The organism is Streptomyces cucumeris, assembly GCF_024295805.1.
Taxonomy (GTDB): domain Bacteria; phylum Actinomycetota; class Actinomycetes; order Streptomycetales; family Streptomycetaceae; genus Streptomyces; species Streptomyces cucumeris.
The window spans coordinates 106,960-133,910 of record NZ_JANCLX010000016.1 but is presented as its reverse complement, the minus strand read 5'-3'; the positions used below and the strand labels follow the sequence as shown (position 1 = coordinate 133,910).

Annotated in this window: 32 protein-coding genes and 1 tRNA gene; 12 read left to right on the top strand and 21 right to left on the bottom strand. The window is 69.9% G+C overall.

The features are described from left to right. Positions 1-80: 80 nt before the first annotated feature. Both NMK44_RS23345 and NMK44_RS23340 read right to left on the bottom strand, forming a co-directional pair. Positions 81-1,667, bottom strand: coding sequence for a sensor histidine kinase (locus tag NMK44_RS23345; protein WP_254746134.1), 1,587 nt, complete (start codon positions 1,665-1,667; stop codon positions 81-83). A gap of 7 nt (positions 1,668-1,674) precedes the next feature. Further along, complete coding sequence (locus tag NMK44_RS23340; RefSeq protein WP_254746132.1) at positions 1,675-2,412, bottom strand: response regulator transcription factor; 738 nt, start codon at positions 2,410-2,412, stop codon at positions 1,675-1,677. A 167-nt stretch (positions 2,413-2,579) separates the two neighbouring features. On the opposite strand from NMK44_RS23340, the gene NMK44_RS23335 reads away from it, so the two are divergent. Continuing rightward, complete coding sequence (locus NMK44_RS23335) at positions 2,580-3,455, top strand: LLM class F420-dependent oxidoreductase (RefSeq protein WP_254746130.1); 876 nt, start codon at positions 2,580-2,582, stop codon at positions 3,453-3,455. 73 nt (positions 3,456-3,528) lie between these two features. Here the strand turns inward: NMK44_RS23335 and NMK44_RS23330 are convergent, their stop codons facing one another. After that, positions 3,529-4,422, bottom strand: a complete 894-nt coding sequence (locus NMK44_RS23330; RefSeq protein WP_254746128.1) for an amidohydrolase family protein — start codon at positions 4,420-4,422, stop codon at positions 3,529-3,531. Between the two features lie 314 nt (positions 4,423-4,736). On the opposite strand from NMK44_RS23330, the gene NMK44_RS23325 reads away from it, so the two are divergent. Beyond that, positions 4,737-5,402, top strand: coding sequence for a hypothetical protein (locus NMK44_RS23325; protein WP_254746126.1), 666 nt, complete (start codon positions 4,737-4,739; stop codon positions 5,400-5,402). A 112-nt stretch (positions 5,403-5,514) separates the two neighbouring features. On the opposite strand, the gene NMK44_RS23320 is transcribed toward NMK44_RS23325, so the two are convergent. Beyond that, positions 5,515-5,588 (bottom strand) — tRNA-Met (locus tag NMK44_RS23320). 227 nt (positions 5,589-5,815) lie between these two features. On the opposite strand from NMK44_RS23320, the gene NMK44_RS23315 reads away from it, so the two are divergent. Further along, entirely contained in the window at positions 5,816-6,505 is a 690-nt protein-coding gene (locus NMK44_RS23315) for a hypothetical protein (protein WP_254746124.1), read from the top strand. Positions 6,506-6,564: 59 nt separating this feature from the next. Here NMK44_RS23315 and NMK44_RS23310 read toward each other — a convergent pair whose 3' ends face one another. Further along, positions 6,565-6,975 carry a hypothetical protein gene (locus NMK44_RS23310; RefSeq protein WP_254746122.1) on the bottom strand — a complete coding sequence of 137 codons (411 nt, stop codon included), beginning with the start codon at positions 6,973-6,975 and terminating at the stop codon, positions 6,565-6,567. A gap of 77 nt (positions 6,976-7,052) precedes the next feature. Here NMK44_RS23310 and NMK44_RS23305 point away from each other — a divergent pair, with 77 nt between their 5' ends. Then, a complete protein-coding gene (locus NMK44_RS23305) occupies positions 7,053-7,784 on the top strand; it encodes an alpha/beta fold hydrolase (RefSeq protein WP_254746121.1) in 732 nt (243 codons plus the stop codon). A gap of 61 nt (positions 7,785-7,845) precedes the next feature. Then, on the top strand, positions 7,846-8,526 hold the full coding sequence (locus NMK44_RS23300) for a class I SAM-dependent methyltransferase (RefSeq protein WP_254746119.1): 681 nt from the start codon (positions 7,846-7,848) through the stop codon (positions 8,524-8,526). On the opposite strand, the gene NMK44_RS23295 is transcribed toward NMK44_RS23300, so the two are convergent. Both NMK44_RS23295 and NMK44_RS23290 read right to left on the bottom strand, forming a co-directional pair. Beyond that, the gene (locus NMK44_RS23295; protein ID WP_254746117.1) at positions 8,523-9,659 is read right to left on the bottom strand and encodes a hypothetical protein; all 1,137 of its coding nucleotides are present in this window, start codon (positions 9,657-9,659) and stop codon (positions 8,523-8,525) included. The genes NMK44_RS23300 and NMK44_RS23295 overlap by 4 nt on opposite strands. A 130-nt stretch (positions 9,660-9,789) precedes the next feature. Further along, the gene (locus tag NMK44_RS23290) at positions 9,790-10,032 is read right to left on the bottom strand and encodes a hypothetical protein (protein ID WP_254746115.1); all 243 of its coding nucleotides are present in this window, start codon (positions 10,030-10,032) and stop codon (positions 9,790-9,792) included. A 379-nt stretch (positions 10,033-10,411) separates the two neighbouring features. On the opposite strand from NMK44_RS23290, the gene NMK44_RS23285 reads away from it, so the two are divergent. After that, positions 10,412-10,963 (top strand): EF-hand domain-containing protein, encoded by a 552-nt coding sequence (locus NMK44_RS23285; RefSeq protein WP_254746113.1) that lies wholly within the window; start codon positions 10,412-10,414, stop codon positions 10,961-10,963. Between the two features lie 102 nt (positions 10,964-11,065). On the opposite strand, the gene NMK44_RS23280 is transcribed toward NMK44_RS23285, so the two are convergent. After that, the gene (locus NMK44_RS23280; protein ID WP_254746111.1) at positions 11,066-11,503 is read right to left on the bottom strand and encodes a hypothetical protein; all 438 of its coding nucleotides are present in this window, start codon (positions 11,501-11,503) and stop codon (positions 11,066-11,068) included. 32 nt (positions 11,504-11,535) lie between these two features. Further along, positions 11,536-13,101, bottom strand: a complete 1,566-nt coding sequence (locus NMK44_RS23275; protein WP_254746227.1) for a restriction endonuclease fold toxin-2 domain-containing protein — start codon at positions 13,099-13,101, stop codon at positions 11,536-11,538. 712 nt (positions 13,102-13,813) lie between these two features. Between NMK44_RS23275 and NMK44_RS23270 the strand changes: the two genes are divergently transcribed. The 6 genes from NMK44_RS23270 to NMK44_RS23250 all read left to right on the top strand — a co-directional run bounded on the left by NMK44_RS23270 (position 13,814) and on the right by NMK44_RS23250 (position 17,233). Beyond that, a complete protein-coding gene (locus NMK44_RS23270) occupies positions 13,814-14,656 on the top strand; it encodes a MerR family transcriptional regulator (RefSeq protein WP_254746109.1) in 843 nt (280 codons plus the stop codon). Positions 14,657-15,199: 543 nt separating this feature from the next. Further along, positions 15,200-15,328: a hypothetical protein gene (locus NMK44_RS42100; RefSeq protein WP_302888518.1), complete on the top strand. Its 129-nt coding sequence runs from the start codon at positions 15,200-15,202 to the stop codon at positions 15,326-15,328. Then, positions 15,325-15,711: a DUF6907 domain-containing protein gene (locus NMK44_RS23265; protein ID WP_254746107.1), complete on the top strand. Its 387-nt coding sequence runs from the start codon at positions 15,325-15,327 to the stop codon at positions 15,709-15,711. The genes NMK44_RS42100 and NMK44_RS23265 overlap by 4 nt, the downstream gene beginning before the upstream one ends. Continuing rightward, positions 15,708-16,553 (top strand): hypothetical protein, encoded by an 846-nt coding sequence (locus NMK44_RS23260; protein ID WP_254746105.1) that lies wholly within the window; start codon positions 15,708-15,710, stop codon positions 16,551-16,553. Before NMK44_RS23265 ends, NMK44_RS23260 begins: the two co-directional genes overlap by 4 nt. Before the next feature lie 15 nt (positions 16,554-16,568). After that, complete coding sequence (locus NMK44_RS23255) at positions 16,569-16,715, top strand: hypothetical protein (protein ID WP_254746103.1); 147 nt, start codon at positions 16,569-16,571, stop codon at positions 16,713-16,715. 8 nt (positions 16,716-16,723) lie between these two features. Next, complete coding sequence (locus tag NMK44_RS23250) at positions 16,724-17,233, top strand: hypothetical protein (protein ID WP_254746101.1); 510 nt, start codon at positions 16,724-16,726, stop codon at positions 17,231-17,233. 1,123 nt (positions 17,234-18,356) lie between these two features. Here the strand turns inward: NMK44_RS23250 and NMK44_RS23245 are convergent. The 12 genes from NMK44_RS23245 to NMK44_RS23190 form a co-directional block, all read right to left on the bottom strand. Next, positions 18,357-18,563 carry a DUF397 domain-containing protein gene (locus NMK44_RS23245; RefSeq protein ID WP_254746099.1) on the bottom strand — a complete coding sequence of 69 codons (207 nt, stop codon included), beginning with the start codon at positions 18,561-18,563 and terminating at the stop codon, positions 18,357-18,359. A gap of 176 nt (positions 18,564-18,739) precedes the next feature. Beyond that, positions 18,740-18,916 (bottom strand): hypothetical protein, encoded by a 177-nt coding sequence (locus NMK44_RS23240; RefSeq protein WP_254746098.1) that lies wholly within the window; start codon positions 18,914-18,916, stop codon positions 18,740-18,742. Then, complete coding sequence (locus NMK44_RS23235; protein ID WP_308358489.1) at positions 18,916-19,443, bottom strand: hypothetical protein; 528 nt, start codon at positions 19,441-19,443, stop codon at positions 18,916-18,918. Before NMK44_RS23235 ends, NMK44_RS23240 begins: the two co-directional genes overlap by 1 nt. Before the next feature lie 157 nt (positions 19,444-19,600). After that, the gene (locus NMK44_RS23230; protein WP_254746095.1) at positions 19,601-20,836 is read right to left on the bottom strand and encodes a helix-turn-helix domain-containing protein; all 1,236 of its coding nucleotides are present in this window, start codon (positions 20,834-20,836) and stop codon (positions 19,601-19,603) included. A 191-nt stretch (positions 20,837-21,027) separates the two neighbouring features. Then, entirely contained in the window at positions 21,028-22,227 is a 1,200-nt protein-coding gene (locus tag NMK44_RS23225) for a phage major capsid protein (protein WP_254746093.1), read from the bottom strand. Positions 22,228-22,500: 273 nt separating this feature from the next. Next, positions 22,501-22,779 carry a hypothetical protein gene (locus NMK44_RS23220; RefSeq protein ID WP_254746091.1) on the bottom strand — a complete coding sequence of 93 codons (279 nt, stop codon included), beginning with the start codon at positions 22,777-22,779 and terminating at the stop codon, positions 22,501-22,503. Beyond that, positions 22,776-22,940, bottom strand: a complete 165-nt coding sequence (locus tag NMK44_RS23215) for a hypothetical protein (protein ID WP_254746089.1) — start codon at positions 22,938-22,940, stop codon at positions 22,776-22,778. Before NMK44_RS23215 ends, NMK44_RS23220 begins: the two co-directional genes overlap by 4 nt. Before the next feature lie 10 nt (positions 22,941-22,950). Beyond that, positions 22,951-23,433, bottom strand: a complete 483-nt coding sequence (locus NMK44_RS23210; protein ID WP_254746087.1) for a phage terminase small subunit P27 family — start codon at positions 23,431-23,433, stop codon at positions 22,951-22,953. Positions 23,434-23,567: 134 nt separating this feature from the next. Then, positions 23,568-23,807: a hypothetical protein gene (locus NMK44_RS23205; protein ID WP_254746085.1), complete on the bottom strand. Its 240-nt coding sequence runs from the start codon at positions 23,805-23,807 to the stop codon at positions 23,568-23,570. Positions 23,808-24,053: 246 nt separating this feature from the next. After that, positions 24,054-25,292: an AAA family ATPase gene (locus NMK44_RS23200; protein WP_254746083.1), complete on the bottom strand. Its 1,239-nt coding sequence runs from the start codon at positions 25,290-25,292 to the stop codon at positions 24,054-24,056. Then, a complete protein-coding gene (locus NMK44_RS23195) occupies positions 25,289-25,780 on the bottom strand; it encodes a DUF2742 domain-containing protein (RefSeq protein WP_254746081.1) in 492 nt (163 codons plus the stop codon). The genes NMK44_RS23200 and NMK44_RS23195 overlap by 4 nt, the downstream gene beginning before the upstream one ends. Then, positions 25,777-26,850, bottom strand: a complete 1,074-nt coding sequence (locus tag NMK44_RS23190) for a DUF6907 domain-containing protein (protein WP_254746079.1) — start codon at positions 26,848-26,850, stop codon at positions 25,777-25,779. Before NMK44_RS23190 ends, NMK44_RS23195 begins: the two co-directional genes overlap by 4 nt. Between the last annotated feature and the right edge of the window lie 101 nt (positions 26,851-26,951).

The window sequence follows — 26,951 nt, the reverse complement described above, 5'->3', positions numbered from 1 at the left end:
TCGACATTCGCCAGCGGCGCTGTCACGGCCGTGTGGTCGCCCTGTGGACCGCCTGTGAGTCCGCGAGCCCTCGGCCGTACCTAACCGGACCGCTGGTCAGAGCCCTGGAGAGCGATCCGCCGCGGGGACGGGAGCACGGGCAGATGGATGCCGAACACCGTGCGCCCCGGGACGCTCGTCACCGTCACCGTGCCGCCGTGCGCCGTCACCACCGCCTGCACGATGGCCAGCCCCAGCCCCGTACTGCCCGCCGACCTCGAACGCGAGGCGTCACCGCGCGCGAACCGTTCGAAGACATGCGGCAGCAAATCGGGCGGGATACCCGGTCCGTTGTCCTCGATCTCCAGTGAGACGTACGGGGGCCGGGCCGCGGAGGCCGTATCCGCCGTACCGACGCCGCGCGGCAGCACCCGTGCCGTGACCGTCGTCCCGGCCGGGGTGTGCGTACGGGCGTTGCCGAGCAGGTTGACGAGCACCTGGTGCAGCCGGGGGCCGTCACCGTGGACGACCGCCGGTTCATCGGGCAGCTCCAGCCGCCACGCATGGTCGGCACCAGCCGCGCGGGCGTCGCTCACAGCGTCCACCACCAGGGGCGAGAGATCGGTCTCCGCGCACTCCAGCGGACGTCCCGCGTCGAGCCGGGCGAGCAGCAGCAGATCCTCGACGAGGAGGGTCATCCGCCCGGCCTCCGACTCCACCCGGCCGAGGGCGTGCCGGGTGTCCGGTCCGATCTCCTCCCGGCCGCGCCTGGTCAGCTCGGCGTAGCCGCGGATCGAGGCGAGCGGTGTCCGCAGCTCATGACTGGCGTCGGCGACGAACTGCCGGACCCGGGTCTCGCTCTCCTGCCGCGCCGCGAGCGCCGACTCCACATGTCCGAGCATGCGGTTGAGCGCCGCGCCCACCTGTCCGACCTCGGTCCGCGGATCGGCCTCGGAGGGCGACACCCGTTCGCGCAGCGCGACCTCACCGCTGTGCAGCGGGAGTTCGGAGACCCGGGTCGCGGTCGCGGCCACCCGGCGCAGCGGGCGCAGCGATATGCCGACGGTCGCGGCACCGGCGATCCCGGCCGCGACCAGTCCGGCGGCGGTCACACAGACCTCCACCAGGATGAGGGTGTTGACGGTCTGCTGCGTCTGGCGCATCGGGAAGGCCAGCACGAACCCGTCCCGCACATCCTCCGGCTGGGCGATCACGCGGTAGTCGCCGAGGCCGGGCAGTGCGACGGTGTGCACGCGTCCGTCCCGCGCCACGGTCCCGAGCGCGCGCGTCTGTCCGCCGGACAGCGCGTCCACCCTGCTGCTGGGGTCGAGGTCCGCGGTGATCGGTGTGTCATTGCTCCGGCCCGCCTGGACGATGGCGCCCCGGTCGTCGTAGCGCCCGCCGACGGTGCCGATGGGCTGACCGGGGGAGGCGATGAACAGCAGGTCGTCAGGGGCGTGCTGACCGGGCCGGTTCATGAAGCGCCCGACCGAGGCGCGCAGTTCATCGTCCACCTGGCCCTGGAGGTAGGACCGCAGAACGATCGTGGTGACCGTGCCGATCACCGCGCAGACGACCGCGATCAGCACGACGGACGAGACCACCAGACGGGTCCGCAGCGACCAGCGACGACAGCGGTCCCGCGAGCGGGCCGGGCCGTCCGTACCGGCCGCTGGACCGGGGCGCACCACGTCCCTACTCCCCCGGCTTGAGCAGGTACCCGGCTCCCCGCCGGGTGTGGATCATCGGGCTCCGTCCCGCGTCGATCTTCCGCCGCAGATAGGAGATGTACAGCTCGACGACATTGGCCTGACCGCCGAAGTCATAGCTCCAGACCCGGTCGAGGATCTGCGCCTTGCTGAGCACCCGCCGGGGGTTGCGCATCAGATAGCGCAGCAGCTCGAACTCGGTCGCGGTGAGGTGGATCTCCTGGCCCCCGCGCGACACCTCGTGACTGTCCTCGTCCAACACCAGGTCACCGACGGCGAGCACCGACTCCGCGCGCGCCGCGGCTGCCCCCGACCGGCGCAGCAGACCGCGCAGCCGGGCGACGACCTCCTCCAGGCTGAACGGCTTGGTCACGTAGTCGTCGCCGCCCGCCGTCAGCCCGGCGATCCGGTCCTCGACCGCGTCCCGGGCGGTCAGGAACAGCACCGGGACCTCCGGCAGCTCCCTGCGCAGCCGTCCCAGCACCGCCAGCCCGTCCATGTCCGGCAGCATGATGTCCAGGACCACCGCGTCGGGCCGCAGCTCGCGGGTGGTCCGCACCGCCTCGGCGCCGTCGCTCGCGGTGCGCACCTCCCAGCCCTCGTAGCGCAGGGCCATCGACAGCAGATCGGCGAGGGCCGATTCATCGTCCACCACCAGCACCCGCACGGGGCTCCCGTCGGGACGCAGCAGCTCGGTACGCCCAGCGGGCGGGGTCGCCATCATGGCCCACAGCTTGTGGGACCCGTCTGAGAGATCCCTTTCGGCATTCTGTGAGGAGCCTGAGAAAGAGGAGGCTGAGAAGAGGGTCCCGGGATGCCCCTGGCCCGCCCCGCGTGGTCCGAACGGACCACAGGGGGAATTTCTCGAAAGGATCATCAGGTTCCCCGGGCATGGCATCTCATCCCGCACTCGGCACCATCGGCGTCTGGACCGGCGCACTGCACTCCACCGACCCCGCGAATCACCCACGGGTCCGGGAGGCGGCGGCGGAAGTGGACGAGCTCGGCTACGGCGCGCTCTGGCTCGGCGGCAGCCCCGGCCCCGACGAGGCCGCGTTCCTGCTGGACGCGACCTCCCGCCTCACCGTGGCCACCGGCATCCTCAGCATCTGGGACCACGAGCCCGGCTACGTGGCCGAGCGCTACGCCGCGATCGACGCCCGCCATGAGGGCCGCTTCCTGCTGGGACTCGGGGTGAGCCACGGGACGATGGTCGAGCGGTACGCACGCCCGTACTCCGCGATGCGGGACTATCTGACCGCGCTGGACTCGGCGCCGACCCCGGTGCCCGCCTCCCGCCGCGTCCTGGCCGCCCTCGGCCCGAAGATGCTGGAGCTGTCGCGCGACCGCGCCGCCGGCGCACATCCGTACCTCGTCACCCCCGAGTTCACCGCCTCGGCCCGGGAGACCCTGGGGAGCGAGGCCCTGCTCGCCCCCGAGCTCAAGGTCGTACTGGACACGGACCTGGAGCGCGCCCGCGCCACCGCCCGCGACTATCTCTCCTTCTACCTGGGGCTGCCCAACTACACCAACAACCTGCTGCGGCTGGGCTTCGCCGAGGAGGACTTCAAGGACGGCGGCAGCGACCGCCTCATCGGATCCGTCTTCGCCCTGGGCGACGCGGAGGCGGTCCGGCGCCGGGTGGACGAGTTCCTCGCCGCGGGCGCGGACCACCTGGCCGTCCAGGTGGTGACGGCGAACACCTTCGAGGACATCCCGCTGGAGGCATGGCGCACGCTGGCCGAGGCGCTGCCGCTGCGCGGATGAGCTGAGGCGGAGGGCGCGTCATGGGGCCGTCCGCACCCGGGTGCGGGCGGCCCCTGCGTCTCCGCCGGTGGCCTCAGATCCCGAACAGCCGGGCCGCGTTGCCGTAGCAGACCGCGCGCAGCCAGTCCTCGTCCTGGCCGATCCGGGTCAGGACCTCCAGCGCGTGCCCATAGGGATACGGGATGTTGGGGAAGTCGCTGCCGAAGAGCACCCGGTCGCCCAGTGCCGCGAGCCGCCCGTGGTCCGCCGGGGCGAAGGGCCAGCGCTTCTCGATGAAGTCCGTGAACACCATGGTGGTGTCCAGGTGCACCTCGTCGTACCGCTCGGCCAGCGTCATGAACTCCGCGTACTCCGGCAGCCCCATATGCGCGATGATCAGCCGCAGCCGGGGATGGCGGGCGAGCACCGCGGCCACCGGTCCCGGGCCGGTGTACGTGCCCGGCGCCGGGCCCGAACCGCAGTGCACGACGATGGGCGTACCGGTCTCGGCGAGCAGCCCCCACACCGGGTCGAGCAGCGGATCCGCCGGGTCGTAACCGCCCACCTGCACATGCGCCTTGAAGACGCGGGCGCCGTTCGCCAGCGCCTCGCGCACATAGCCCTCGGCGCCCGGCTCGGGGAAGAAGGTCGCGGTGTGCAGACAGTCGGGCGTGCGCTCCGCGAACCCGACCGCCCACTGGTTGAGCCACACCGCCATGTCCGGCTTGTGCGGGTAGAGCATCGAGGTGAAGGCCCGTACCCCGAAGCCGCGCAGCACCGCGAGCCGTTCGTCCTCCTCGTCGCGGTACTTGACGGGCCAGGGGATGCCGACCAGCGGTTCGACGGCGTCGAAGTAGGCCCAGACCTTGTCGAGTACCCGCTGGGGCATGAAATGCGTGTGCACGTCGATGAGTCCGGGCAGTCCGAGGTCCTGCCAGAACCGTCGCACCGCCACCGCGTCCGCGTCGGTCACGCCTGGGTCGCTCATACGGGTCACCGTACGACCGTGTGTCCCACCCCTCGCGTCCGGCCCCCGGCGCGCTACAGCGGCGTAGCAGCCACGCTGTGGCTTGATGACATACGGGAACGGGGATTTTGTCACCCGCATGATGGAGTCGGACAGAAGATCACGGGAGTGCGGGATCCTGGCCGGATCCCTGGGTAGGCGCCGACCCGCGCCACCGACCGAGGCGCCACCGCCACCACCGCCCGGTGCCGCGTCGCCCAACGGCCCGCCGCCCGGGGGCAGTACAGCCGAACCGACCTCAACGGGGGACACCGATGCACCACATACCGGTCCGCATGCGCACCGCAACCGCAGTCGCCTGCGCGATCGGCGCCCTCGGCGTCGCCCTCCTGGCCACCGGCTGCGCCGACGACGGCGCGAAGGGGGCGGCACGGTCCCCGGGCTCCGCACACCAGGCGGCCGACGGCGGCCGGACGCTCTCCCTCGGAACCCCCACCCACGTCACCTACAAGCGCGGTTCCGACCATCAGCGCGGCACCCTGGAGGTGACGGCGGTGAGCGTGCGGAATGGCACGTCGGCCGGTCCGCGGACGGCGGGGCAGCGGTCCGGGACGCGGACGCAGACGGCGCGGCCGTACTACGTCACCATGCGCTTCGAGAACACCGGCGACCACTCCCTCCACTACCCCTTCCTCAACGCCCCGACCGGGCTCCAGGACAGCAGCGGCGCCGATGACCAGCCGCTGGTCACCGACGACGAGGTGGCGGCGTGCCCGGGGAAGGACCCGGACGACTTCGCGGTGGGCGCGCGGATCACCCTGTGCAAGGTGTTCCTGGTGCCGAACGGGATGGAGCCCGCGGCCGTGACGTACGGCACAGGTGGCGCGCCGGAGCGGCCGGTCCGGTGGAAGGTCGCGGAGCGGGACGGCACGGGCAGGGCGGATGTGAAACGGGCCACGGATGTGGCGGGCGGCACCGGCAGGACCCGGGCGACGGGCTGACGCCCCCTTGCCCCACGGCCCCGCGGCCCCGGTGCGCTCACCGTGGGCCGGGGGGCGCACCACACAGACCGAGGGCCCGGCACAGAGACTGTGCCGGGCCCTCGGTTTTCAGTAGCGGGGACAGGATTTGAACCTGCGACCTCTGGGTTATGAGCCCAGCGAGCTACCGAGCTGCTCCACCCCGCGTCGGTGAAAGCAACACTACGTCATTGTTTCCGTTCAGGGAAATCCATTGAGGACGGCCGGTTACTTTGCAACGTGCTCGTCCCAGCCCCGCTGCGAACGGATCCCCCCGGCCGACCGGCGCGTTTGTCACGGTCATGCTGATGCGGAGCACCACCCGTCACTACCGCAACACCCTCATCACGACTTGGCTCACACCTACCGAGCTCTTCACAACGGGGACCCGAACCATGCGCAACCGATCCGCACGCCGTACGCGCCGCACCGCCGCCGCCCTCCTCTGCGCCGCCGGTCTCGCCCTGGGCGCCACCGCCTGCAACGAGGACGCCGCCCAGGACACGGGCAGCAGCGAGAGCCCCGCCGCCAAGGACAAGAAGCCGACCGACCCGGCGGGCAAGGGACAGGACACCGGCGGCGCCGGCAACGACCAGGGGTCCGGCGGCTCCGGCGGCAAGGGCGTCGACGCCGACGCCAACAAGACCATCCCCCTCGGCCAGAAGTCCGCCCTGACCTACAAGCGCTCCAAGAAGGTGGCCACCCTCGAGGTCACCGCCCGGAGCGTGGCCAAGGGCTCGCAGTCGGACCTCTCCGGGCTGCGCCTGGAATCCGACGCCAAGGCGCTCCAGCCGTACTACGTCACGATGGCCTTCAAGAACATCGGCGACAAGTCCGTCAAGTACCCCTTCCTCAACACCCCCACCAACGTCCGTGACAGCAAGGGCAACCCGGCCAAGACCCTCATCACCTCGGACGACGCCGTGCAGTCCTGCCCGAGCAAGGACCCGGACACCTTCGCCCCCGGGGACGACGCCACCATCTGCAAGATCTTCCTGCTCCCCAAGGGCGAGGCCCCGTCCCTCGTCTCCTACACCGGCGACTTCGACAAGGGCCCGGTCTACTGGAAGGCCACCAAGGACTGACGTCCGTCCCGCACACCCGAGGTGGCCGCTCCCCCACCGGGGACCGGCCACCTCCGCGTTCACCGCTCGCCGTGGGCCCCGCACGCCCCGTAGGGCACCACCACGACCTGATCCGCGTCCTCATAGACGACCCGCCCGGGATCCACCGCCCGCACCATGCGGCATCCCACCCCATGTGCGGCGAGGATCTCCAGATAGCCGTCCACCCGCTCGATCAGATGCCGCGCGGAGGACTTGAACCACGCCGCCGCCTCCGGGTTCACCTCGCGGTCGTACACGCTCGGGTCGACGTCACTGGGATCGAGGTACGCGGCGTTGTACCAGTCGTTGTTGAGCCGGCGGAACCGCTCCTGCGCGGCACTCAGCCGTCCCTCCCGCGCCAACCCGTTGACCAGCCCGAACACCCCGGTATACGTTCCCCGCGCATTCCGCACCGTGCTTTGGAACCGCACATGGGACACCTCGCGCACACCACATCACCCCGGCCTATAGAGTCCGTTCACGCGCGATCATCGCGCCGTGTCGAGCTGGGGGAGCTCTGAGAGCCATGGAATCGACGCCCATCGTCCTCGTCCACGGGACACGCTTCAGCGCGGGACAGTGGAGCTGCCAACTCCGTTCCCTTGCCTCCGACTTCCCGGTCGCCGCACCCGATCTGCCCGGTCACGGCGCACGTTCCGCGGAGCCCTGGAGCCTGACCGCCGCGACGAAGATCGTGGCGGACGCCGTGGACTCCCTCGGCGGCGCACCCGCCCTGGTCGTCGGGCACTCGCTGGGCGGCTATGTCGCGCTGGAGTTCGCACGGCACTTCCCCGAGCGGCTGCGCGGACTGGTCCTCGCCGGTGCCAGCGCCACCACGCGGGGGCCGCTCACGGCCCCCTACCGCTGGGTGGCCGGGCTCGTCCCCCGTATCCCGGCCGACCGGCTGACCCGCTGGAACAACCGGTTCCTGCGCCGTCTCTACCCGCCGGAGGTGGTGGACGCCACCATCCGTTCCGGCTACGCCTTCCACACCCTCCCGGCCGCGTGGGGCGAGGTCCTCGGCCGTTTCGACGCGAGCGCGATGCGTCACGTCGACGCCCCCGTGCTCATCCTCAACGGCGAACGGGACCCCCTCTTCCGGGCCGGTGAGCGCGAGTTCGCCCGCGCCCACCCCAACGCCCGGATCGAGCTGATCCCACGCGCCCGCCACCTCGCGAACTTCGACGCCCCCGCCGCCTTCACCGACGCCATCCGCCGCTTCGCCCGCGAACTCCCCGCGGACTCAACGGACTCATGAGCCGCCGGCCGTCGGCGCCGTCGTCGGTGCCGTCGTCGGTGCCCTCCCCTACCGTCGGCATGTGACCGAACCCTCCTACCTCACCGCCGTACGGAACTCGTACGACACCGTCGCCGACGCCTACACCGAACGCATCCCGTCCCCCGCCGAGCTGGACCCCCTGTCCCGCGCGATGCTGACCGCGTTCGCCGAACTCGTACGGACCGCCGGCCTCGGCCCCGTCGCCGACCTGGGCTGCGGCCCCGGCAAGGTCACGGCGCACCTGGCCGCCCTCGGCGTCCCGGCCTTCGGCATCGACCTGTCACCGAGGATGGTCGAGGTGGCCCGGGCGGCCCACCCGGACCTGCGCTTCACCGTGGGGTCCATGACCGCCCTGGAGCTCGAGGACGACCACCTCGGCGGTGTCCTCGCCTACTACTCCACCCATCACACCCCGCCGGAGCTGCTGCCCACCGTCTACGCGGAGCTCCATCGCGTCCTGGCGCCCGGCGGACGCCTGATGCTGTGCGGCTACGTCGGCGACCACGAGATCCTGCGCCCCGCCAAGGCGTACGGCGACCACCCCGTCTCCTTCGAGTCGCACCTCGTCCCGCAGCACCACCTCGCCGACCTCCTGGACCGGGCCGGGTTCGCCCTCACCGCGCAGCTCACCCAGGCGCCCGGCGAGGGCGCCAGGAGAACGGTCGCCAGCTTCCTGGCCCGCAAGCCGGAGCGACGGGACCAGGACGGCCTGGGAACCTAGTACCGGCTGTGGGCGTCGAGGGCCCGGAGGGCCGCGCGGTAGCTCTCCACCGACTCGCCCAGGTCGTCCACGCACTCCCGCACCACGCCGTGCGTACGCTCCCGCACCAGGGTCCGCAGGGCGTGGTCCGGGGAGAACCCGCCCCCGAAGCCGTCCGGGGCGTTGACGGAGATCCTGGGCTCGTTGCCGAACACCGACGTGGCGTCGTCGGAGTACCGGTACGTCCACCGGCACGGCCAGAGCCGCAGCGCGGTCTCCCCGAGGTACCGGACCGCGCCCTCGAAGAACGCGTCCCCCGCCCCCGCCGCTTCCAGCGCGGCGGGGCCGTCGAACCGCTCCAGCACCAGCCGCTCCAGCGCCGTGAGCGAGTCCGGCGAGTGGTCGAAGGGGAACCCGGCGGGCACATGGGCCGATCGCCACCGGGCCAGGGCGTCATCCATGGGGGCCAGCCACTCCGCCAGACAGCGGCGGGACTCCTCGCTCGCATGCAGACGGTCGTCCTCGACGTACCAGGCGGATGTCTCGGGCTCCGCCGAGGGCAGCCCGTCCCGCACCCAGTTGCCCAGCCCGACCGGCACCGAAAGCCCGAACTCCTTCAGCCCCTCGGCCTGCCCGGACGTGAGCAGCAGCCACTGGGCGTCATAGGAGTCCTCGTCCACCTGGTGGAAACCGCGCGGATCCTCGTTGCCGGGCACGAGATCGCCGATGGCGTCGAAGAGGGTGGTCCAGTCCATGTAGCGGGTGCTGTCGGAGAGATGTTCCGTCCGGTGCCAGATCGACCGGCCGTTGCGGCGGAAGTGCAGATACTCCTCCCGCTCCGCCCCGTCCTCGACCTTCACCAGGGCGACGTCGTCCACGACCACCGAGCCGCCCGAACACGCCGCCGCGTCGCGCAACAGGTCCTCGTACCCCTCCTCGAGGTCCCCCACCGCCTTCTCGGGCGTCGTGAACCCGAGACCGCATTCGCCGATGAGGAAGGTCAGTTCCTCAAGGTTCTCGTATTTCTCATCGAGGTCCATTCCGAACGACTCGGCCTCGGCCAGCCCTGTCGTGGCCTGTTCCTCGGTCGCGATGTCCAACTCGACCATTTTCTCCGCGAATTCGCGGAGGCTGCGCCCCGTTGTATTGCTCATGGCAGCATGCTCACACGCTCCTGTGACACCGAAGCCCCGCCGGCTCCGTCGGCCCCGGTGAACCGCGCGAGGCCCCTTCCCGGCGGGAAGGGGCCTCGCGCACCACGGCCGAGTGCGGTGATTCCTCCGGTCAGGAGAGCGGAGCGGAGTCGACCAGGGTGTGCCACTTGCCACCCTCGCCGTCACTGTCCACATCGATGTAGATGCGGCCGTCCCCGGTGTGGGCACCCCGACCACGAGCCCACGGCGAACGGCAGTCGGCGTTCGTGTCCCCGGCGTTGACCGCACGCGTGTAATCGCAAACGCGCTTGGTCACGGTGCGGTTGTGCCGTTCGAGGCGAGTCTCGATCTTGAAGGAGTCAACCTTCCGCATACCGCCGCCGTCCATCACCCGCCCGTATCCCATGCCACGGAACTTGTCGTTGGCCTTCCCCCATCATGTGGAACAACGGAGCCTGGTCGGGCTCGGCGCGTACAGGACAACAGCATACGGGGAAGATGATCATGAAATGAATGAATGAATCCCCGTGGCCGCCACCGACGGACCACAATCGCCCACACGTGCGAAATACCACCGGAATCCCCCCTGCCGCGAACCCCATTGGACAACGCCACCAACGCCAGCCCCACCAGCATTCGGCGCCGTTGCGGGAGCCGCCGAAGTGGGTGAACCATGGCCATTGCGGAGCGAGTCGACCGCAAGATCAACAAAGCTGCCCAGACCGGTACGGAACCATGGGAGGGGACACGGTATGAGCACCGCGGCAGCCGATCTCATCGGCGAAAAGCTCGGACGGCAGTTCCAGGCACTCGACCGGAACAACGACGGCTACCTGGAATGGGAGGACTGTCAGCTCCTCATCGACCGCTACCACCAGGCATTCGGCATCGACAGGGACGACCCGCGCGGCTCCAGCCTCCAGGCGTTCTTACACATGTACTGGCAGGAACTGCTCCGCCACGCCGGCGCCAAGAACCAACAGCTCAGCCAGGAGGAGTTCGTCCAGGCCAGCCGGCTCGCCAGCGTGGACAGCAGCCGGGTGAACATCGTCGACGGCAGCGCCCACGCCATCTTCGACTGCGTCGACGCGGACGGCGACAACCAGATCACCAAGGAAGAGTTCGCGTACTACCTCAAGGAGGTCTGGCAGCTCACCGCGCCGGACACGCTGGAGACCTTCACGGTGCTCGACACCGACGGGGACGGGGTCATCTCGCGCCAGGAGTTCGTCCGGGCGACCCGCGAGCACTTCTTCTCCGCCGACTCCGACGCCGCCGGCAGCCTCTTCTTCGGCCGCATCTAGCTTCCACCCGCCAGCCCGGAGGCCCCTTCCGATCACCGGAAGGGGCCTCTGGACTGCTTGCGGTCATAGGCAACAGGAGGTTGAACGAAGCATTCACCCAGCTCAGAGTGTCTGCTCGAGGTGTGCGAAGAAGGCAGCAATCAGGCGCGGGCGTGGGACATCGGGAACGAGCGCGTCAGGCACCTCCTCCTCCAGTCCCCACTCAGTGTTGAACGTCAGGGCCATCCCATCGGGCACGACGTTCTCCCGCAGCCAGTTAACGAACGCCGCGGCCGAATGCGCGGAGCACTCCTTGATGGCCACGCCCTCAGGCGACAGTTGCGCCATTCCCTCGAGTTCGTCATCGCCCAGAGTGATGCCGAAGAGCATGTCGGTGCCCGGGACCGGGCCACCGGGGTCGTCCTGAACGCGGACGAACTCATTGGGGTTCCGTTCACGCAGCTTGGCTTCCAGGTTCTGGTAGGTGAGGCCCCACGTTTCTCCCTCAGCGGGCGTGAAGATGTACATGGTGCGGAGTTCTGCGAGTTCGGACGCGTCCACGTGATGGGCTCCAGTACGTTGCTTCGATGCGGTCAGGGAACGTAGCGTGCGTACCCTTTGACACCGTACGCAGCCATCATCACGCGCCAGTAGGCCACCGAGTCAGGGTGGTTGGTAACCGTCTCCACTCCGCGCATCTCGGTGTTCCTGGGATCTTTGAGGGCAGCCGCGTACTTGGCGAGCTCATCACGGTCCTTGATGTAGAGGAAGTTCCTCTTGCTCGTCTGATGATTCTCGCGAAGCTCATCAAGGGACCGGTAGCACCGCTTTTTCACGTTGTTGACGTACTTCGCCTCGATGGCCATGCCGTCGCTCTCACGAAAGCCATCGACCATCAGCGTGTTCCCCTTACTGTTGCCGACCCCGGGTGGGATGGGCACTTCGTATTCCGGGTATCCGGCCACGCGCTTCTGGTACGCCACCTCCGCGGGCCTGCCACCGGAGACGTCGCCCGCGCGCAGCGAGTTCAGCCACGTCCGGAACTTCTGCTGCTGCCCAAGGGTGAGGAGCGGGAAGCGGGGATCCGGTGGCGCGGGGGGCGGGATCGGCTGTACGCGTGGCCCCTTCGGTGGCCGGTAGCCCACCGGGACGAGAACGGGCACCCGGATCAGCGGGGCGATGGGAATGGGCAGACCCGGGAGTGACCCACCGCCATCCGGCTGTGGCATGGGGACGCGCCCCTTGGAACTGTCCAACGCCCCAGGAATGTTGCCGAGGCTGTTGATGTGGGTGTCGGACGCGATCAGCTCGTGAAGGCCCCCATCGTGGCCGTCGCCACCGAACTGGGGTTTCTCCCAGGGCAACAGAGATTCACCGAACAGCGGATCAGAATCCCAGGGAATCTTCTCGAGAGCGGTGTCGATGTGGTCCGCGTACGCGTCACACGCCTTGGCGAGCATCGTGCAGGCTGCTGGCAGATTGGCCAGGAGCGTCTCGCTCTCACCCACCACTGCAGGGGGAGCAGTCTTGCCGACGAAGGTCTTGAAGAAGCTGTGGGCCGCGTCCGCGGTCTCTCCGGCCTGGTCAAGAGTGGCGGTCTTCCAAGCGGTATCAGAATCCCAGTAGGCATCTTCCAGGATCTTGGCCGCCGCACGCCAGGTCTTCGCGACCTTACGGAGCTTGTCGCGTTGGCCGTGAAAGCGCCGACCCTTCAGATACTGGTCCGACCAGCTCGTCTCACCCACTACATCGGGCAGGTCCTCGGCATTGTGACTGGCGCGCGGATTGCAGTCGGGCCCAGAGGGCTGGGCACCGATGCCGGGGCCCTCGGGGCTCTGGTCGAGGAGGGACGCGGCGACTTTGCTGTCCTGCTTCAGGAATTCCTCAGCGGCCATCAGCAACGTGCCCGCCCCGGTGGCCATGACCTGATGGGCGAAGCCGGCCTTCTCAAAGACCGTCTTCACAGCTGGCGTATACACAGCCGCGAATGCCCGGCCGGCTTCATCATCACCGGCCATCCCGCCATTCTCCTCGAGGCCGACGAAGAGAAGGCCGACCATCTCGTAGATTAAGTCCCGCAGCCCCACCATGGACCACGAGGCATTCACGAAGTTCCCTGCTTGATGCTGAAGGCTCAACTTCTTTCCCCCCTGCGTCACGCTCAACTACCCCACGCACGCTACCCGCTTACACAGCGTCACCTGAAGGGGTTTAATAGCCAAGGGAGTTGTCGACGGAGAACGGACAGCCAGCGGCTGTCATCGCGAGAACGGTGCGTACGCGCATGGCCCACTCCTTTGCGCTCAAGGATCAAACGCGGAGCGGCGGCGCCAAACCGAACTCCGGACCCGCGGTTCTTCAGGACCTATTGGGCCACTTCCCGTAGAAACCCATGAGATCGGCGGAAACCGACGACATCTACCGACGGCGTGATCACCGGCAGCGTTGCTGCAGAGCCGACAGGCCTCCGCCCCGCGGGCCCTCATCACCGCTCAGCACGTGAAGTGGAGGGTGGCGCGCCGCGCCCGACCGGCAGGACCCACGGTCGGCATCGGACGCCTCGCGCTCCCATAAGCCGTCCGAGGACCCGAGGCGAAGCGCCGGTCCCGCCCGAGCCCGTCCGCTCGACGGCTGATGTCAGTTCGGATGTCACCGCATACGCAAGAGGCCCCTTCCATCAACTGGAGGGGGCCTCTGAGCTGCCGTGCGCTCGGCAGGATTCGAGTGCCTGCGCTGAGCCTCCGGGAGCCGCCCCGCTCGGGGCGCCATCCGCCCGATAGCCCGTCAGGATCTGGGTCGTGTGTAGTTGCACATGCCGTAGCGGCATGTGGTGTCGTCGAGGGCACCACAGCACGAAAGGCCCCGTCTGCGATGTACCCCTCCATCACGCCTCCCCGCGAGGTCAAGATCGGTGATGCCGCCGCCTTCGCCGGGACCACCCCGCGCGCGATCCGCCACTACCACCAGATCGGTCTGTTGCCGGAGCCCGGGCGAGGCGGAGACGGACGCCGCCGCTACGGCTACGACGACATGATCCGCCTGCTGTGGATCCGCAAGATGTCCGAGGCCGGCATCAGCCTGGACGACATGCGGGCCGCCTTCGACGAAGCCCGGGGCATTGAGGACGTCCTGGGCCGGCTGGAGGAGACCCTGGCCGCCCAGGAGGCCGCCATCAAGCGTCAGCGCGCGGCAGTCCAGCGCCTGCGGGTCGTGGGCAGCCCACTGGGCTTGCTCTCCCCCTTGGTCACGGACCGGCTCAGCCACCTGCCCTCTGGCGCAGTGCGCCCCTCCGACCTGGACGCCCTGCTGGTCACGGAACGGATCTTCGGTCCACTGGGAGCCGCGATTCAGGCCAGCGCGTTCATCACCCTGGCCACCCACCCCGGCCTACGGGCCGAGGCAGACCGCCTCGACGCGGCCGACGCCGCCCTCGATGACACCGTCGACCCCCACGACCCGCGGGTCGAGGAACTCGCCGCGCAGCACTGCGCCCACCACAAGGCCCTGCTCCAGGCCATTGAAGCGGTCGGACTGGACGCGGCCGAGGAGAAGCTCTTCGAGATCTACGACGCCGAGGCGAGCGGCGAGGAGGACGCCCGGATGAGCGCCTTCGAAGCGGTCACCACGATGCCCTACGGCTTCTCCGCGGCCCGGACGCGGTGCATCGAACTCACGGCACAGTTCCTTGCCGAGGAGCTCTCCGCAGGAAGCTGATCGCTGGTGTGGCCGTGGGTGAGGAAACTCCCCACTTCGTTGAAGACCAGAGCGAGTGATGCGAGGAGCATCCCTGCCCATTCGATCCGCGTGGCGATGGACAACGCGGGCGAGGACGACGGGGGATGGAGCGAAGTCCCGGCAGCAGTCTGACGAGCAATACGGCGGTTGCCGTCAACGTTGCTGTCACCGCATACGCAAGAGGCCCCTTCCATCAACTGGAAGGGGCCTCTGAGCTGCTGCGCGCTCGGCAGGATTCGAACCTGCAACCTCTTGATCCGTAGTGAACCAAACGGCGTCCGTGAGGTCCGCACAGTCCACAGAGAGCACGTCCCGCCCAGGTCAGGACACCCAAAGCCCCACAGTCACACGGAGTCTGTGAGAAATCCGTGAGACATGGGACGGCCCCGAACCGATGACGCAACCACCGGTCGGGGCCTTGATCCGAACACCCTTCGCATCAAGGGAGTCCAGACCCATGCAGAACGTACCCGAGCCCGCGGCCGAGCTGCTGCGCGCCCGCGCCGCCGAGGGGGTCCGGCGATGAGCCGACGCCCCTGCACCGCCTGCGACGGCGACGGCGGACGTACCGAAACCACCCGGGACGGCGGTGTGACCCGCCAGACCTGGCGCACCTGCACCACCTGCCGCGGCAGCGGGAACCGGCCGTGACCGGCCCGCGCACGGTCACCGTGCACACCCGCGACCACGGCCCCGTCACCCTCACCTGCCCGACCTGGTGCACCACCCGCCACGCCGAGCAGAACGGCGGCTACCGGATCGACATCTTCCACGAGGGCGACGAGACCGGCCTCACCCTCGACACCACCCGCGGCCGCGTCTACCTCATGCCGACCTTCCTGGAGCAGCGCCCGTTCACCGAGCGGCCCCCGGGCCGCGGCGTGTTCATCAACGTCGGCTTGGAGGGCGACTTCTACCCGTCCGACCCCGCGCAGCTGCACGACATCGCCGAGTCCCTGATCCGGCACGGCGCCCAGCTGCACGCGCTCGCCGGGCACCTCGCCGCGCTCCTCACCGAGGGGAGCGGCCAGTGAGCACCCGCGACCGTGACCTTCTGGGCTGGCTGGCCATGGCGGCCGGCATCTCCGTGACCGCCCACGGCGAGTGGTCGCTCGCCCTGGCGGCCGGATACCACCCGGTCGTGGCGGCCGGGGTGCCGGTCGCGATCGACGCGTACGCGATCCGCGCGATGGAGGTGGGGCGCGAAGTCTTCCCCGCGGTCCTCGCGATGATCGCCAGCAACGCGGCCGCGCACCTCGTCCAGGGCGGCATGCTCACGGTGTCACCGTGGCTGGTGGTTGCCGTCTCGGCGGTGGCTCCGCTCGTGCTGTGGCGGGTGCACGCCCTCCGCAAGGCGCGTGAGCGGTCCTGGGCCAGTCGTAGCGATATCGCAACGACTGCCGACGGGCGGGGGCCGGAACCGGCAGCGGAACCGATCTACGTCCCGCCGGTTCCGGCGGAACCAGCGGCGGAACCGATCAAGCCGGAGCCGGTTCCGGCCGCTGTGGAAGCGGCCCCGGGGGTGCCCGTGCTCGGCCCGTTCGTCGCCCTCGCCGCCCTGGAGCGGAACCAGGGCGGAACCAGCGGCGGAACCGATGCTGACCAGGCGAAACCGCACCCCGATACAGGGCCGGACGAGACACCGGAACCGGTCGGCGGAACCGCCGGAACCGAGCAGGGTTCCGGCGGTTCCGACGAGGACGCCGAGGAACCTGCCGAGGACGCCGAGGCGGGCCGATTCGCCCGCCACGTCGACACCGCTCGCGGCTGGCTGGCCACCGAACCGGAACTGACCGGAACCGCCATCGGCAAGCGACTCGACGCGTCCGACTCCTACGGCCGGCGCGTACGCCGCGCCGCCCTCGCACCCGTCTGACGGAAGGCACCCGTCGTGCTGCTCGCGCTCTTCGCGGGCGGTGCGGCGGTCGCCCTCGGCCTTCTCGCCGCCGTCGACCGCCGCGCCCTGGTGCCCGTGCTCGGCACCACCGCTCTCGTACTCACCCTCGCCGCGGCCAGCTTCGCCGCACTCTCGCACTGAGGAACACCATGAACTTCACGCACAACGTCGTCAGCCTCGGCGGCGTCACCGTTGGCCTGTCCATCGCTGCCTGGAACATCACCTGCTGGTGGACCGGCCACAAGAAGCGCAACCTCGCCGCGCTCAAGGACCTCGTCCCGTTCGCCATCACCGCGCTCTACGGGATGCTGCTCATCCTGTCCGCCGGCGGCATGCTCGGCGGCGGGGCCGACATCGGTCTGTGGGGCTCCTCCGCCATCGGGGATGCCGCGCTCAAGCACGGTGTGGGCGGCGATTCCCCGAACGTCACCCGGCACTCCAACCTCGTCCTGAGCGATGGCGGTCACGCGGTCGTCATCATCGCCACGGTTGTCCTGGTGGCGGTGTGGACGCGCAAGAAGGGGTTCCGCTGGGACATCTTCTTCAACCTGATCTGCGGTATCTCGCTGGGCCTGTCGTCCGGTGTCGCCGGAGCCGCGGGGTTCGTCCTCTCGCCGGTCGTCTCCACGGCTGGTGACTGGACGGTGGGCCTGCTGTGAACGTCCGGGAGGCAGCGCGGGCCGGGATCGCCTCGGCCCGCGCGGTCGGGCAGCGGCTCGTCCTGGGCACCGGCCTGGCGCTCCACGGGGCGGGCGGCTGGCTCGCCCCTGAGAGCTCAGGAGCGTGGTTCCTCGCCCGCTCCGGAGGGGCGTTGGTGGGGGTGGCGTTCTACGGCCAGCTGCTCGGCCGGGCGCCGTACTTCATCGCCGCTGTGCCGGTCGTGTGGGCGGTCGCCGCGTGGCGACTGTCCGATTCGTCCGCCACTCCCCCACCGGGCCCCGGTACCCCTCTCGGGGGCGAAGAGGCTGGTCAAGAGAGTGAAGAGTGGCACCCCTTCCCGATCGTAGAAGGGGTTGCGTGGTCCATACAGCCGCCCGTGCAGCGGGTCGAGAAGCCGCGGAAGGGGGACCCGCGATGAACGGCCATGAGTACTGCGCCAAGTGCGGCTGGTGGACCCGGCCCAGCTGCGGCCACTGACCCGTAGGCGAGGGGGGGTGGGCAGGTGGGTCAGTCTGACCCACGTCACGGAGGTCCCCTCGCCCTCGCGCGCGGGGGCGGGACGGGTGCAGGTGCAGGTGCAGGTGCGAGGAACCTCGCACCTCGCGCGTGTGGGCGGGTCTGGCCGCTTCAGGTGAGGAATTTTCCTCACCTGACCTCGCCCTCGCGCGTGTGGGCGGGTCACGGAATAGCTTGTCTTCTTAAGATAGAGGAGCTACCTCGCGCGCGTGGGCGGGTCCGCGGGGGCAGGCAGCCCGGTGTCTACCGTGGTAGACACGACCGGGAGCTACCTCGCGCGCGTGGGCGGGTCGGCAGGTGTCGGATTTCCGACACCTCGCAGATCGGAGCTACCTCGCGCGCGTGGGCGGGTCCCTTCACCACCAGCAGCGCAACGGCCCCGGGAGCGTCCATCGCTCCCGGGGCCGTCTGTGTCCCGCCGCCGAGTCAGTGCTCCCGTCGCTGGACGGGGGCGCGGGTGGCCGCGTTACGGTGCGACCACAGGCCCCGGCACTTCGGCGGCGTGAGCCCGAAGTGTGCCCCGCACCGAGGACACCACGGGACTCCGCTCTCAGGGTCCGTAGGGCACTCATCGGAACAGCGGGGACACTTCACGGAGTCCTGCTCTCAGGCGCTCAGGTCGTACTCGCCAGCCTTCACGGCGTCGGTCAGCTGCCGCCAGGCATCGGCCGTCATGGTAACGACCTCCCCGGGCCGCGCGCTTTCCCGAAGCGCGACGACGCCGGGGACGTTCAACGCGACCTGCGGGCAGTTGCCCACCTTCTTGTCGCGGCAGAACGCTGTGCTCACGAAGTCGAACGACGGTCCGGCCATGGTGTGTGTCCCTTCGCAGTGCTGCGGGGAGTCGGTCCCCGCGCCGTCTTGCGACCCGCCCCGGCCGGCCGTCCTCACCATCAGCGAGCGACCGGGGCGGGGGTCTGGAGGGTGGACCGCTGGGGACATCTGTCCGGTACGGGGGAAGCCCGGACGCTCCCAGCGGCCCACCCGGTCTACGGGGTGGCCTCCCGGGCCCGGCGGGTGGCCGCGTTGTACGCGGCGAGCAGGGTCTCGCCGGGCCCGCACACGGTGCCTGGGGTGCGGCAGGCGAGGCAGCCCGCGGCGTGCTCGATCGCCGCGCGCCACTCCTCCTCGGCCGCGGGCAGGGCGGTGGTCTGCTGGCCGCCCATCAGGCGTCCGGTCCGCGGCGCAGCGCGTCCATCAGCGCCAGCGGGTCGTGCCGCTGGTACTCCGGTGCGTGGCGGGGGCAGGCGAACACGGCGCCGCCGAGGCTGCCGCCTTCCGCGCCGATGAGGACCGGTTCGTCGGTGGGCAGCTGGCAGCGGACGCACAACTGGCGTCCTTCGACGCGGGGGCCGAGCTCGGCTTGTTCCGCGGCCGCGAGTGCCTGCCACAGTGCGCGGGTGTCGGTCAGGTACCGGTCGGGGGCGAGCGGTACGCGCCAGTGGGTGTTGCCCTTGTGGGAGGGCTCGGTCCAGTCGGCCGGGGGCACGCCGAGGTACGTCGCCTCGTCCGCCAGTTCGCACAGGACGCGGGTGCCACGGAGGTGCCAGCTCGCGGCGGAGCCGATGGCGACGAGCCAGTAAAGGGTGCCGCGCTGGTCCTGGATGACGGCCCCGGTGTCGTCGCCCAGGAGCTCGAGGCCGCGTTCCGCAACGGGCGGTGAGACGCGGACGGCATCCCAGTGTTTCCCCACCCGTAACGGCTCTACGTCCACCGCGGGTGGCGGTGTCCACGGCAAGGCTTGGGCATTCGTCGGCACGGTGGCCCCCGGTGTCATCGACTATCAGGTGATGACTGACCGTAAGGGCGCCGTAACAGAGGTAGGGACACAGTTTGTGTCCCTACCGCGATCAGACCACGCCGAGGCGCATGCCGAACTCCAGTAGCGCCCGACTGCGATTCGTGTTCAGCATGGTGCTGGTGGTCTCGCGAACCCCCGCGTGCATCCGCGTCGCCTGCGGCGCCAGCCGCTCGGCCTCGAGGAACGAGTCCAGGGCCTGGTCGTGCTGCCCGTTGTAGTAGCGCGCCCGGCCCACGTCGATGTAGTGGTGCGAGCGCCGCTCCTGCGCGTACTTGGCAGGGAACTTGCCCGCCATGTGCTCCGCGCGGCGCACCGCATCCCGGCCCTTCCCCATCTCCACAGGCAGCGAGACGGACCAGATGGCGACATTGGTCGGGCCGAACTGCAACTGGTAGTCGTTGCGGTCCCCGGGCAGTTGAGCAGCCAGCCGCTCCGCCTTCTGCAACTCGGCCTCGGCCGCCTTCCCCGCCGTGGCTCGTGCATAGTTCAGACTCGCCTTGAGGTGGAAGGCCCCGGTGAGGGAGACCTTTTCCGGCTGCTCGCTGCCGATGCGCCCCAGCTTGGTGAGGGCTTCGTCGATGATGGCGCCAGCCTCGTCATGCTCGCCGATACTCAGGAACTCGCCAGCGTCATACCAGCGGGCAGACAGCGCACGCAGCGGGTCGTCCGTCTGCTCCGCGGACCACACAACCCGTTCGGTGGCGAGGGTCGCATCCGAGCTACGGCCGAGCTTGTACAGGTACTGCATGGCGCACTCATAGCCGGACGCCAGCAGATCGTATGCCGCCCGGCGTTCGTCTCCTGTGGAGACGTCGACGGCGACTTGCAGGTCACGTAGCAGCGCCGGCAGCAGGTTCCCGCTCTTCGCGAGCGCGGCAGTCTGCCGGTACCGATTCGCTTCGGAGACCCGCGCGCGGAGTTCGAGAAGGTCTACCTCGGCGGCCTCTTGATCAGAAGGCCGGGTAGGGCGGCCGTGACGTAGGAGTGCACGCCGCACCGCAGCGACGGCAGCGACCGCGGCCTGACCGTCGAGGTCCGAGTCAGTCGGCGTGTACGGCTGACCAGTGATTTCGGTGGGGTGGCAGTCGAGGGCCTTGACGAACGTGAGGATCACGTCGGCCCGGTCCAGCGACCGCTTGCCCTGCTCGAACTTCTTCACGGACGAGAGAGAGTAGCCACTCTCCTGGGCCAGCCTGCGCTGATCCCATCGGCGGCGCATCCGCAGACGGGCGAGCCTCTGGCCATTCGTCTGTGCGCTCTCCGGCACGCCAAAGATTTCGGGCATACTGAGCTCCGTTCTGACGTAGACACTCAGAACGGTACCCGCGGTCGGCTCCGGGGGTACGGCTGATCGGCCCTCACCTCGGTGGGGGCCGTCGTGCTTCCTTGACACGACGAACGCCCCCTCACCCACAGTACGGAGCGAAGGGGCGTTGTCGCCGTGGCCCGTCGTACGGGCCCGACCCGCGCGGCCGGCTACGCGGTCAGGTCCACCTCGACAATCGCCGACGGGCGCAGGATCTCGAGACCGAACCGGCCCTCGAACCGGAAGCGCAGCATGTTCCGTTCGAAGTCCGAGGCCCCGCTGCCGGTGCCCAGCGCGTTCGGGTCGTACACGTTCTCCGACCAGTCCAAGACCCCATCCTGCCGCACCTGCAACTTCATCTGCGAGAAGTCCGCCAGGTACGCCGTGCCGTCCGTCGCAGCCTCCGACACGACCACCGGCACCCCCCACAGACGACGCGAGGCGGTGTTCACCGCGGCCACCGGCCCGCCGTAGTAGAACCGGGCCTCGTTGTCCTGTGTGAGCTCGAACGCCTCCCAGTCCTCCGGAGACATCAGCCACCCGGCCCGGCCGATGTAGCCGTACCGCTCCAGCTTGGTGACCGCCTTCCGGGCCGTGGTGAGGACGTCCGTGGTGTACGCCTGAGACTGCGACCCCGAGACGTTCGCCAGGCCCGTGAGGTGTTCGCCCGACCCACTGCCGTTGATGATCTCGTTCTCCAGCGCCAGGTCCAGCCCGAGGCGCATCTCCTGGTCGATGAACGGCCGCAGGAGCGGAACGTCGTCCAAGTCCTGCTTGGCGATCGGCTCCGACAGGTGCGCGATGGTGCGCACCCGGTCGTCGATGCGCTCCAGCTGGTAGGTGCTCGTCGGCTTCTTCGCGCCCGGGGCGACCACGGCCGCGTTGTTGGTGCGGGTGTTCTGCCGCAGGTAGGCGAACCGGCCCGTGGTGTTCTGCACGTTCGGCATGAGCTGGCGCACCGCCAGGACCGGCACGTCCTGGTGGACCGGCTCGGGTTCGAGCGGCACATCGACCGCGACCGTACCGGACGCCAGAATGCCCTTGAAGCCGTCCGCGCCGGACACGGCCTTGAGCACACTGTCAGCCCAGCCGGAGCCACCCGACGCCTTGACCCGCGGGTGCATCTCCGACTTCCGCGACGATGGGGCCGCGATCGCATCGCCAAGTTCGGCGAGCGTCTTACGCATCTCGGTGCCCTGCTCGGCCGCCCGGATTTCCGCACCCAGCTCGCGGGCCTCGTCCATCGCCGACTTCACGTCGGCCGCCTCGGACTTGGTCAGCTCCCGATTCTCGGCCGCCGCCCCATCCAGGATGGGCCGGGCCTTCTCGATCAGTTCCCTGAGCCGCGCGCGCTTCGCCTTGATATCCATGCCAGTGTCCTTCGGAAAGTCGTGGTGTCTTCCCGGCACGGCCGGCGGCGTGGCCCCGCTGACGCGGTAGGCGGGCCTGCAACGGTGGTCCGGGCGGCGCCGAACTGAGCGGGCCGAAGAGCTGGCGGCGCCACTCCGCGGGGGTCTGCTCGGGACGGGCGACTTGGCGGCCGGATTGGTTACCGGTGGCCGCCGCCACGCCCCTCGCATCCGCGCTCACGGACTGGTCGCTCGCGGTCCCTACTGCTGGCCGTCGATCAACCTGCCCCAATTCTACCGGGGACCGCCGACTTCGCGGGAGAGCTCACGGCCGTCCCGGTACGTCGTCAACTCCGCGCAGCCGCACCGGCACAGCAGGAAACGCAACCGCTGCACCGCCCGGCCGCCGTCCTCGATGAACCAGACACCGCCATCGGCGTCCATCAGCCGCCCCTCCGACGCCTCCGACGTCCACACCCCCGGCGGCAACGCGGCCAGCTCCGCATGCTGCATCACAACCGCGAGCAACCGCGCCCCGGCGGCGCGCCGTCCGTCCACCGGCTTTACCCTCATGTCCGCCCCCACAGCCTGTAGTCCCAGTCCTGCACGTCGATCGGGTCGCCCTCGGCGAACTCCTGATGCCCGTCCACACGCGCCGGCCCCATCGGCACCCGCGCCGCCCGCGGCCGGTGCCAGTCCTGCCCGGCGGCGGGCGCCTGGTCGTCCTCGTCCATGCCTCTCTCCTCACGCAAACGGGTTGTCGTCGTCCCGGCCCTGGTCGTCGGTGTCCGCCAGGCCGATGCGGACCCGGGCGTCCGTCGTCAGTCCCAGTTCGCGCGCCCAGTACCGGAGCTGTTGCGACGCTTCGCGCATCGCCACGGTGGCCGGGTTCTTCACCATCCGCCCGCGGTCCATGTCCGACCGGCCCTCTACCACCGGGCCCCGGTCCCGTACGTCCGCCGCGGCCGAGGCGAACGCCGACCACCACGAGCAGTAGGCCACCAGCGCGGCCCGCTCGCCCTCGCGGAACCGGGTGGCGTCCATGGCGTACACCTCGGCCAACCGGTCCCATTCCGTCAGCCCGGCGTCGTCCAGCACTCCGGGGCGGTTCGACCAGTCCAGCCCCAAGCCGCCGATCTCGGCTTCCTTCGCGACGCGCAGCGCGGGCATGGACGTCTTGATCTTCAACCCCTCGGGGATCTTGGGGTCCGTGCGTCGTGCGGGCATGAGCCTTCCTCTCCAAAAGCGGTTCTGAACGCCGTTGGCGTGCGCCGAGTTGACCGCGCCGGGCCCTTAGCGATCTTGGCCAGCGATCCAGACTCCCCTACCCCCCCGGCGGATCACTACAGGTGTAGTGGCCATCAGGGGCGGAAGGTGTCGGGGGTGGCAGCGCGGAGTGTGTCGGGGAGCGTCGAGATGGCGCCGGCCAGCACCGGGCATCCGTCGTCGTGCTGGATGCGGGCGTGAAGGGTGCCGGTCTCCTCGTTGGCGGCCAGCTCGGTGACTTCGCCGGTGCAGTGGCCGCAGCGGTAGTTGCTGACGAGGGCGGCGAGGAGTCTGGCGGGTCCGGCTACGAGGTCGGTCCGGTCGGGAGCGTTCACGTCGTCTCCTTACGTAAAGGGGAAGTAGTGACATACATGGCAAACATGGAAGTGACCTGCGGTCTTGTAGTGACAGACATGGGTGACACGAGTGGCAGGCATGGCACACATGGCAGGCATGGGGGCTCATGTGTGTCACCCATGTCTGCCATGTGTGTCATCGCGCCTGATCCGTAACGGTGCTGGTCGGGGCCATGTCTGCCATGCGTGCCATGCGTGCCGTGCGCGTGGTGGGGTGGCCGTGCATCAGTCGTCCTCCTGGTCCGTGACGGCTCCAGGCAGACACCACTGAGAGCGGCGGTCCTTGCCGAAGCCGGAGTGCCGCGTGACGAGGCCGAGCTTCCGGCGCGCGCGGTGCAAGGAGGACTCGCTGATGCCGTCCTTGCGTGCGGCCTTCTTGATGTCTGCGGCGATGTCCTCGCCGCCCACATCAGTGAGGTACCCGCGGAGCCACTGGACGGTTTCGTTCGCCTCCTCCCGCCCGCTGTCCGATCCGGACTCCTCGCGCATCACCTCGCGGACAGAGGTGTTCGTCTCGGGGCCGAGGACGAACCGGGAGACGTACGAGGGGCCTTCCTCGGTGTCCACCGTCACGGGCTGGATGGTGTAGAGGTGCGAGGGCAGGCCGAGGCGGCCGAGGTTGTTCTTCTCCAGGCTCATGACGAACTGGGCGGTGCCGTCCTCGGCTTCCTGCTGGGCGAAGGCGATGAGCGAGCGGATGAGCTGGCCGAAGGCACCGGACCCTGCGACGCGCGACAGAGGGTCGGCGGACCCGGCCTTGGTGAAGTGGGCCAGGCCGAGGATCGTGAAGCCGTGCCGGTCGGCGGTGGCCACCAGCGGTTCGAGCGCCTGGCGGACCTCCGCTGCCCGGTAGTCGTTGATGCCCTTGTCGATGTACGAGAGCAGCGGGTCCATCACCAGCAGTGCGACGCCGTGCCGTTCGGCTTCCTGGCCGAGGAGCGTGGTGTCGTACGGCAGCGTGAGCCGGGCGTGTGGCTGTTCGTCGTCTCGCACGGTGACGTGGAAGACGAGGTCCATGTCCGCGCCGGCCGCGACGAGTCGGGGCGCGATGGTGTACGTCCACGAGTCCTCGGCGGCGGCATAGATGACCGCCCGCGGTTTCTCCCACAGCTCGCCCGGGAGCGTCCCAGTGGTGACGCGGGCGGTCATCCAGACGGCGAACTGGGACTTGCCGAGGCCGGGACCGCCGGCCGCGATGACGAGGGAGTACATGGGAATGCGGCCGTGCGAGGTGGGTGGGGCGCCCTCGGGGGTGGTGTCCCACAGCCATCGGACGGGCCGGATGCGGATCTTGGACGCGGGCCTGAGAACGAGTGCGCGCTGCGGCTGGTCGTCCTCGGCCTGGTCGTTCGGCCACATCGGGGGCAGATCGTCCGCGACCGGGCCGAGGATAGGTGTGGAGCCGCGCAGGCCCGCCGTCAGCACGTCGGCTGGCGGTAGGCCCGCGTCGTCGTACGTCGTCACGAAGTGGTCTCCGGGGTCAGGTACTTGCCGGGCTGTCCGGGGATGGCGATCGGGGGCCACCCGGGCGTGACCCGGAGCCGGTGCGCCGGGCGGTAGTCGCGGGCGGCGCGCTGCTCGGCATTCGTCTTGCGTCGGGCCAGGGCCGGGGCGATGCGGGCCGCGGCGGCGTTGGCCGCGGCGGTCACCTCGCCGAACCACGCCTCGGGGTCGTCCTCGGCGAGCTGGTCGAGGCGGGCCCGCTCAGCTTCGGCACGACGGTGGAGCTCGGCCGCTTCGAGGGTGGCCGCGTAGCAGCGCGGGTCGCGGGGGTCGAGCTGGAGCCATTCGACGGTGCCGTATGCGGGCCATTCGGTGACGGCGAGGGCCGCGACCTGGGTTTCGGCGCGGAGCGCGGTGATGTCTCCGGCCATGGCGTTGTGGGGTACGGCGCGCAGGGGGCGCCCCCGCCCGGCGTCGGCCAGGCGGGGGCGGTTGGTGGTACTGGTCACCGGGCGTCCCACTCGGCGCGGGCCTGGACAAGGCGGGCGTGGACGGCGCGCATCTGGTCGACGTGCGCGGCGAGCTGGTCGATGACGGCGGCGAACTCGTCCGGGGTCAGCCCCTCCATCACCGAGTAGTTCTGGGCGATGTCGACGCCGACGTGCGGCACCTGGAGCCGCGGGTCCTTCGAGTGCGGGGCGACCATGATCTGAGCAGTGAGGAAGTTGTCCTCGACCGTGCCCTGCTCGGGGTCGAAGACGGGCAGGGTCACGGACGGCTCGTCGCCGATGTGGTGCCAGATGTCCTCGGCGTGCTGCTCGCCGTCAGTCTGCGGCTGGTGGTCGATGGTGCAGTCGCGGAGGCAAGTCTCGGTCAGGATGCCGCCGCCGCGGATCGGGATGGTGAAGGTGCGCGGCTGCGCATCCGCCCTGGTGGCGACGTGTTCGGAGCGCCCCGAAGCCGGGCCGGTCTCGGCACTCTGCTCGATGGCGGCGAGCTGGTCGGCGAGGGCGTCGAGGGCGTCCGCGCCTTCCCGGAGGTTGGCGGCGGTCTGCCGGGCCCCAGCCGAGTCGGTGTCGACATCCGAGCAGGATTCGCTGCGGATCGCGGCGACGGTCCTCGGATTGTCGGGGTCGTCGCTGGTGTAGAGATCGGCGACGATCAGCGCGGCGGACTTGCCCGGGCCCGTGATCCTGACCGGCCGAACCGGTGCCCCGGCAAGCGGCGCGGTGGTCCCGGCCTGCTGCCCGGCGAGCGTGTTCAGGCTGGTGACGAACGCGGCGGCCTGCCGGGCGGCGTCGCGGGTGGCCTCGGGGGTCTCGAGGTTGACGTCCTCGTTGAGGCAGAGGACGACGGCGCCGAGGTCTTCGCTGAGCGCCGCCGAGAAGATCGGGGCACCCGGGTTCGGCTCGATGACCTTGGGGGTGGCATCGGCGAGGAAGGCGGCGATGACCGGGAACTGCGCGTCGACGGAGCGGCGCACGGCCTCCTGCTCGGCGGCCTCGGAGACGGCCGCGGGGAGCTTTCCAGTGGGCCTCAGGTCAAGCGCCGGGATCGTGGCGGTGGTGTGTGCCATCATGGGCTCAGTCCGTTCTCTGTTGAAGCCCTGGGTCGCTGCCGAGCGATGAGCCCGGGGCTTCGGCGTTTCTGGGGTTCGGGTAGGCCCTCAGCGAGGCGTTG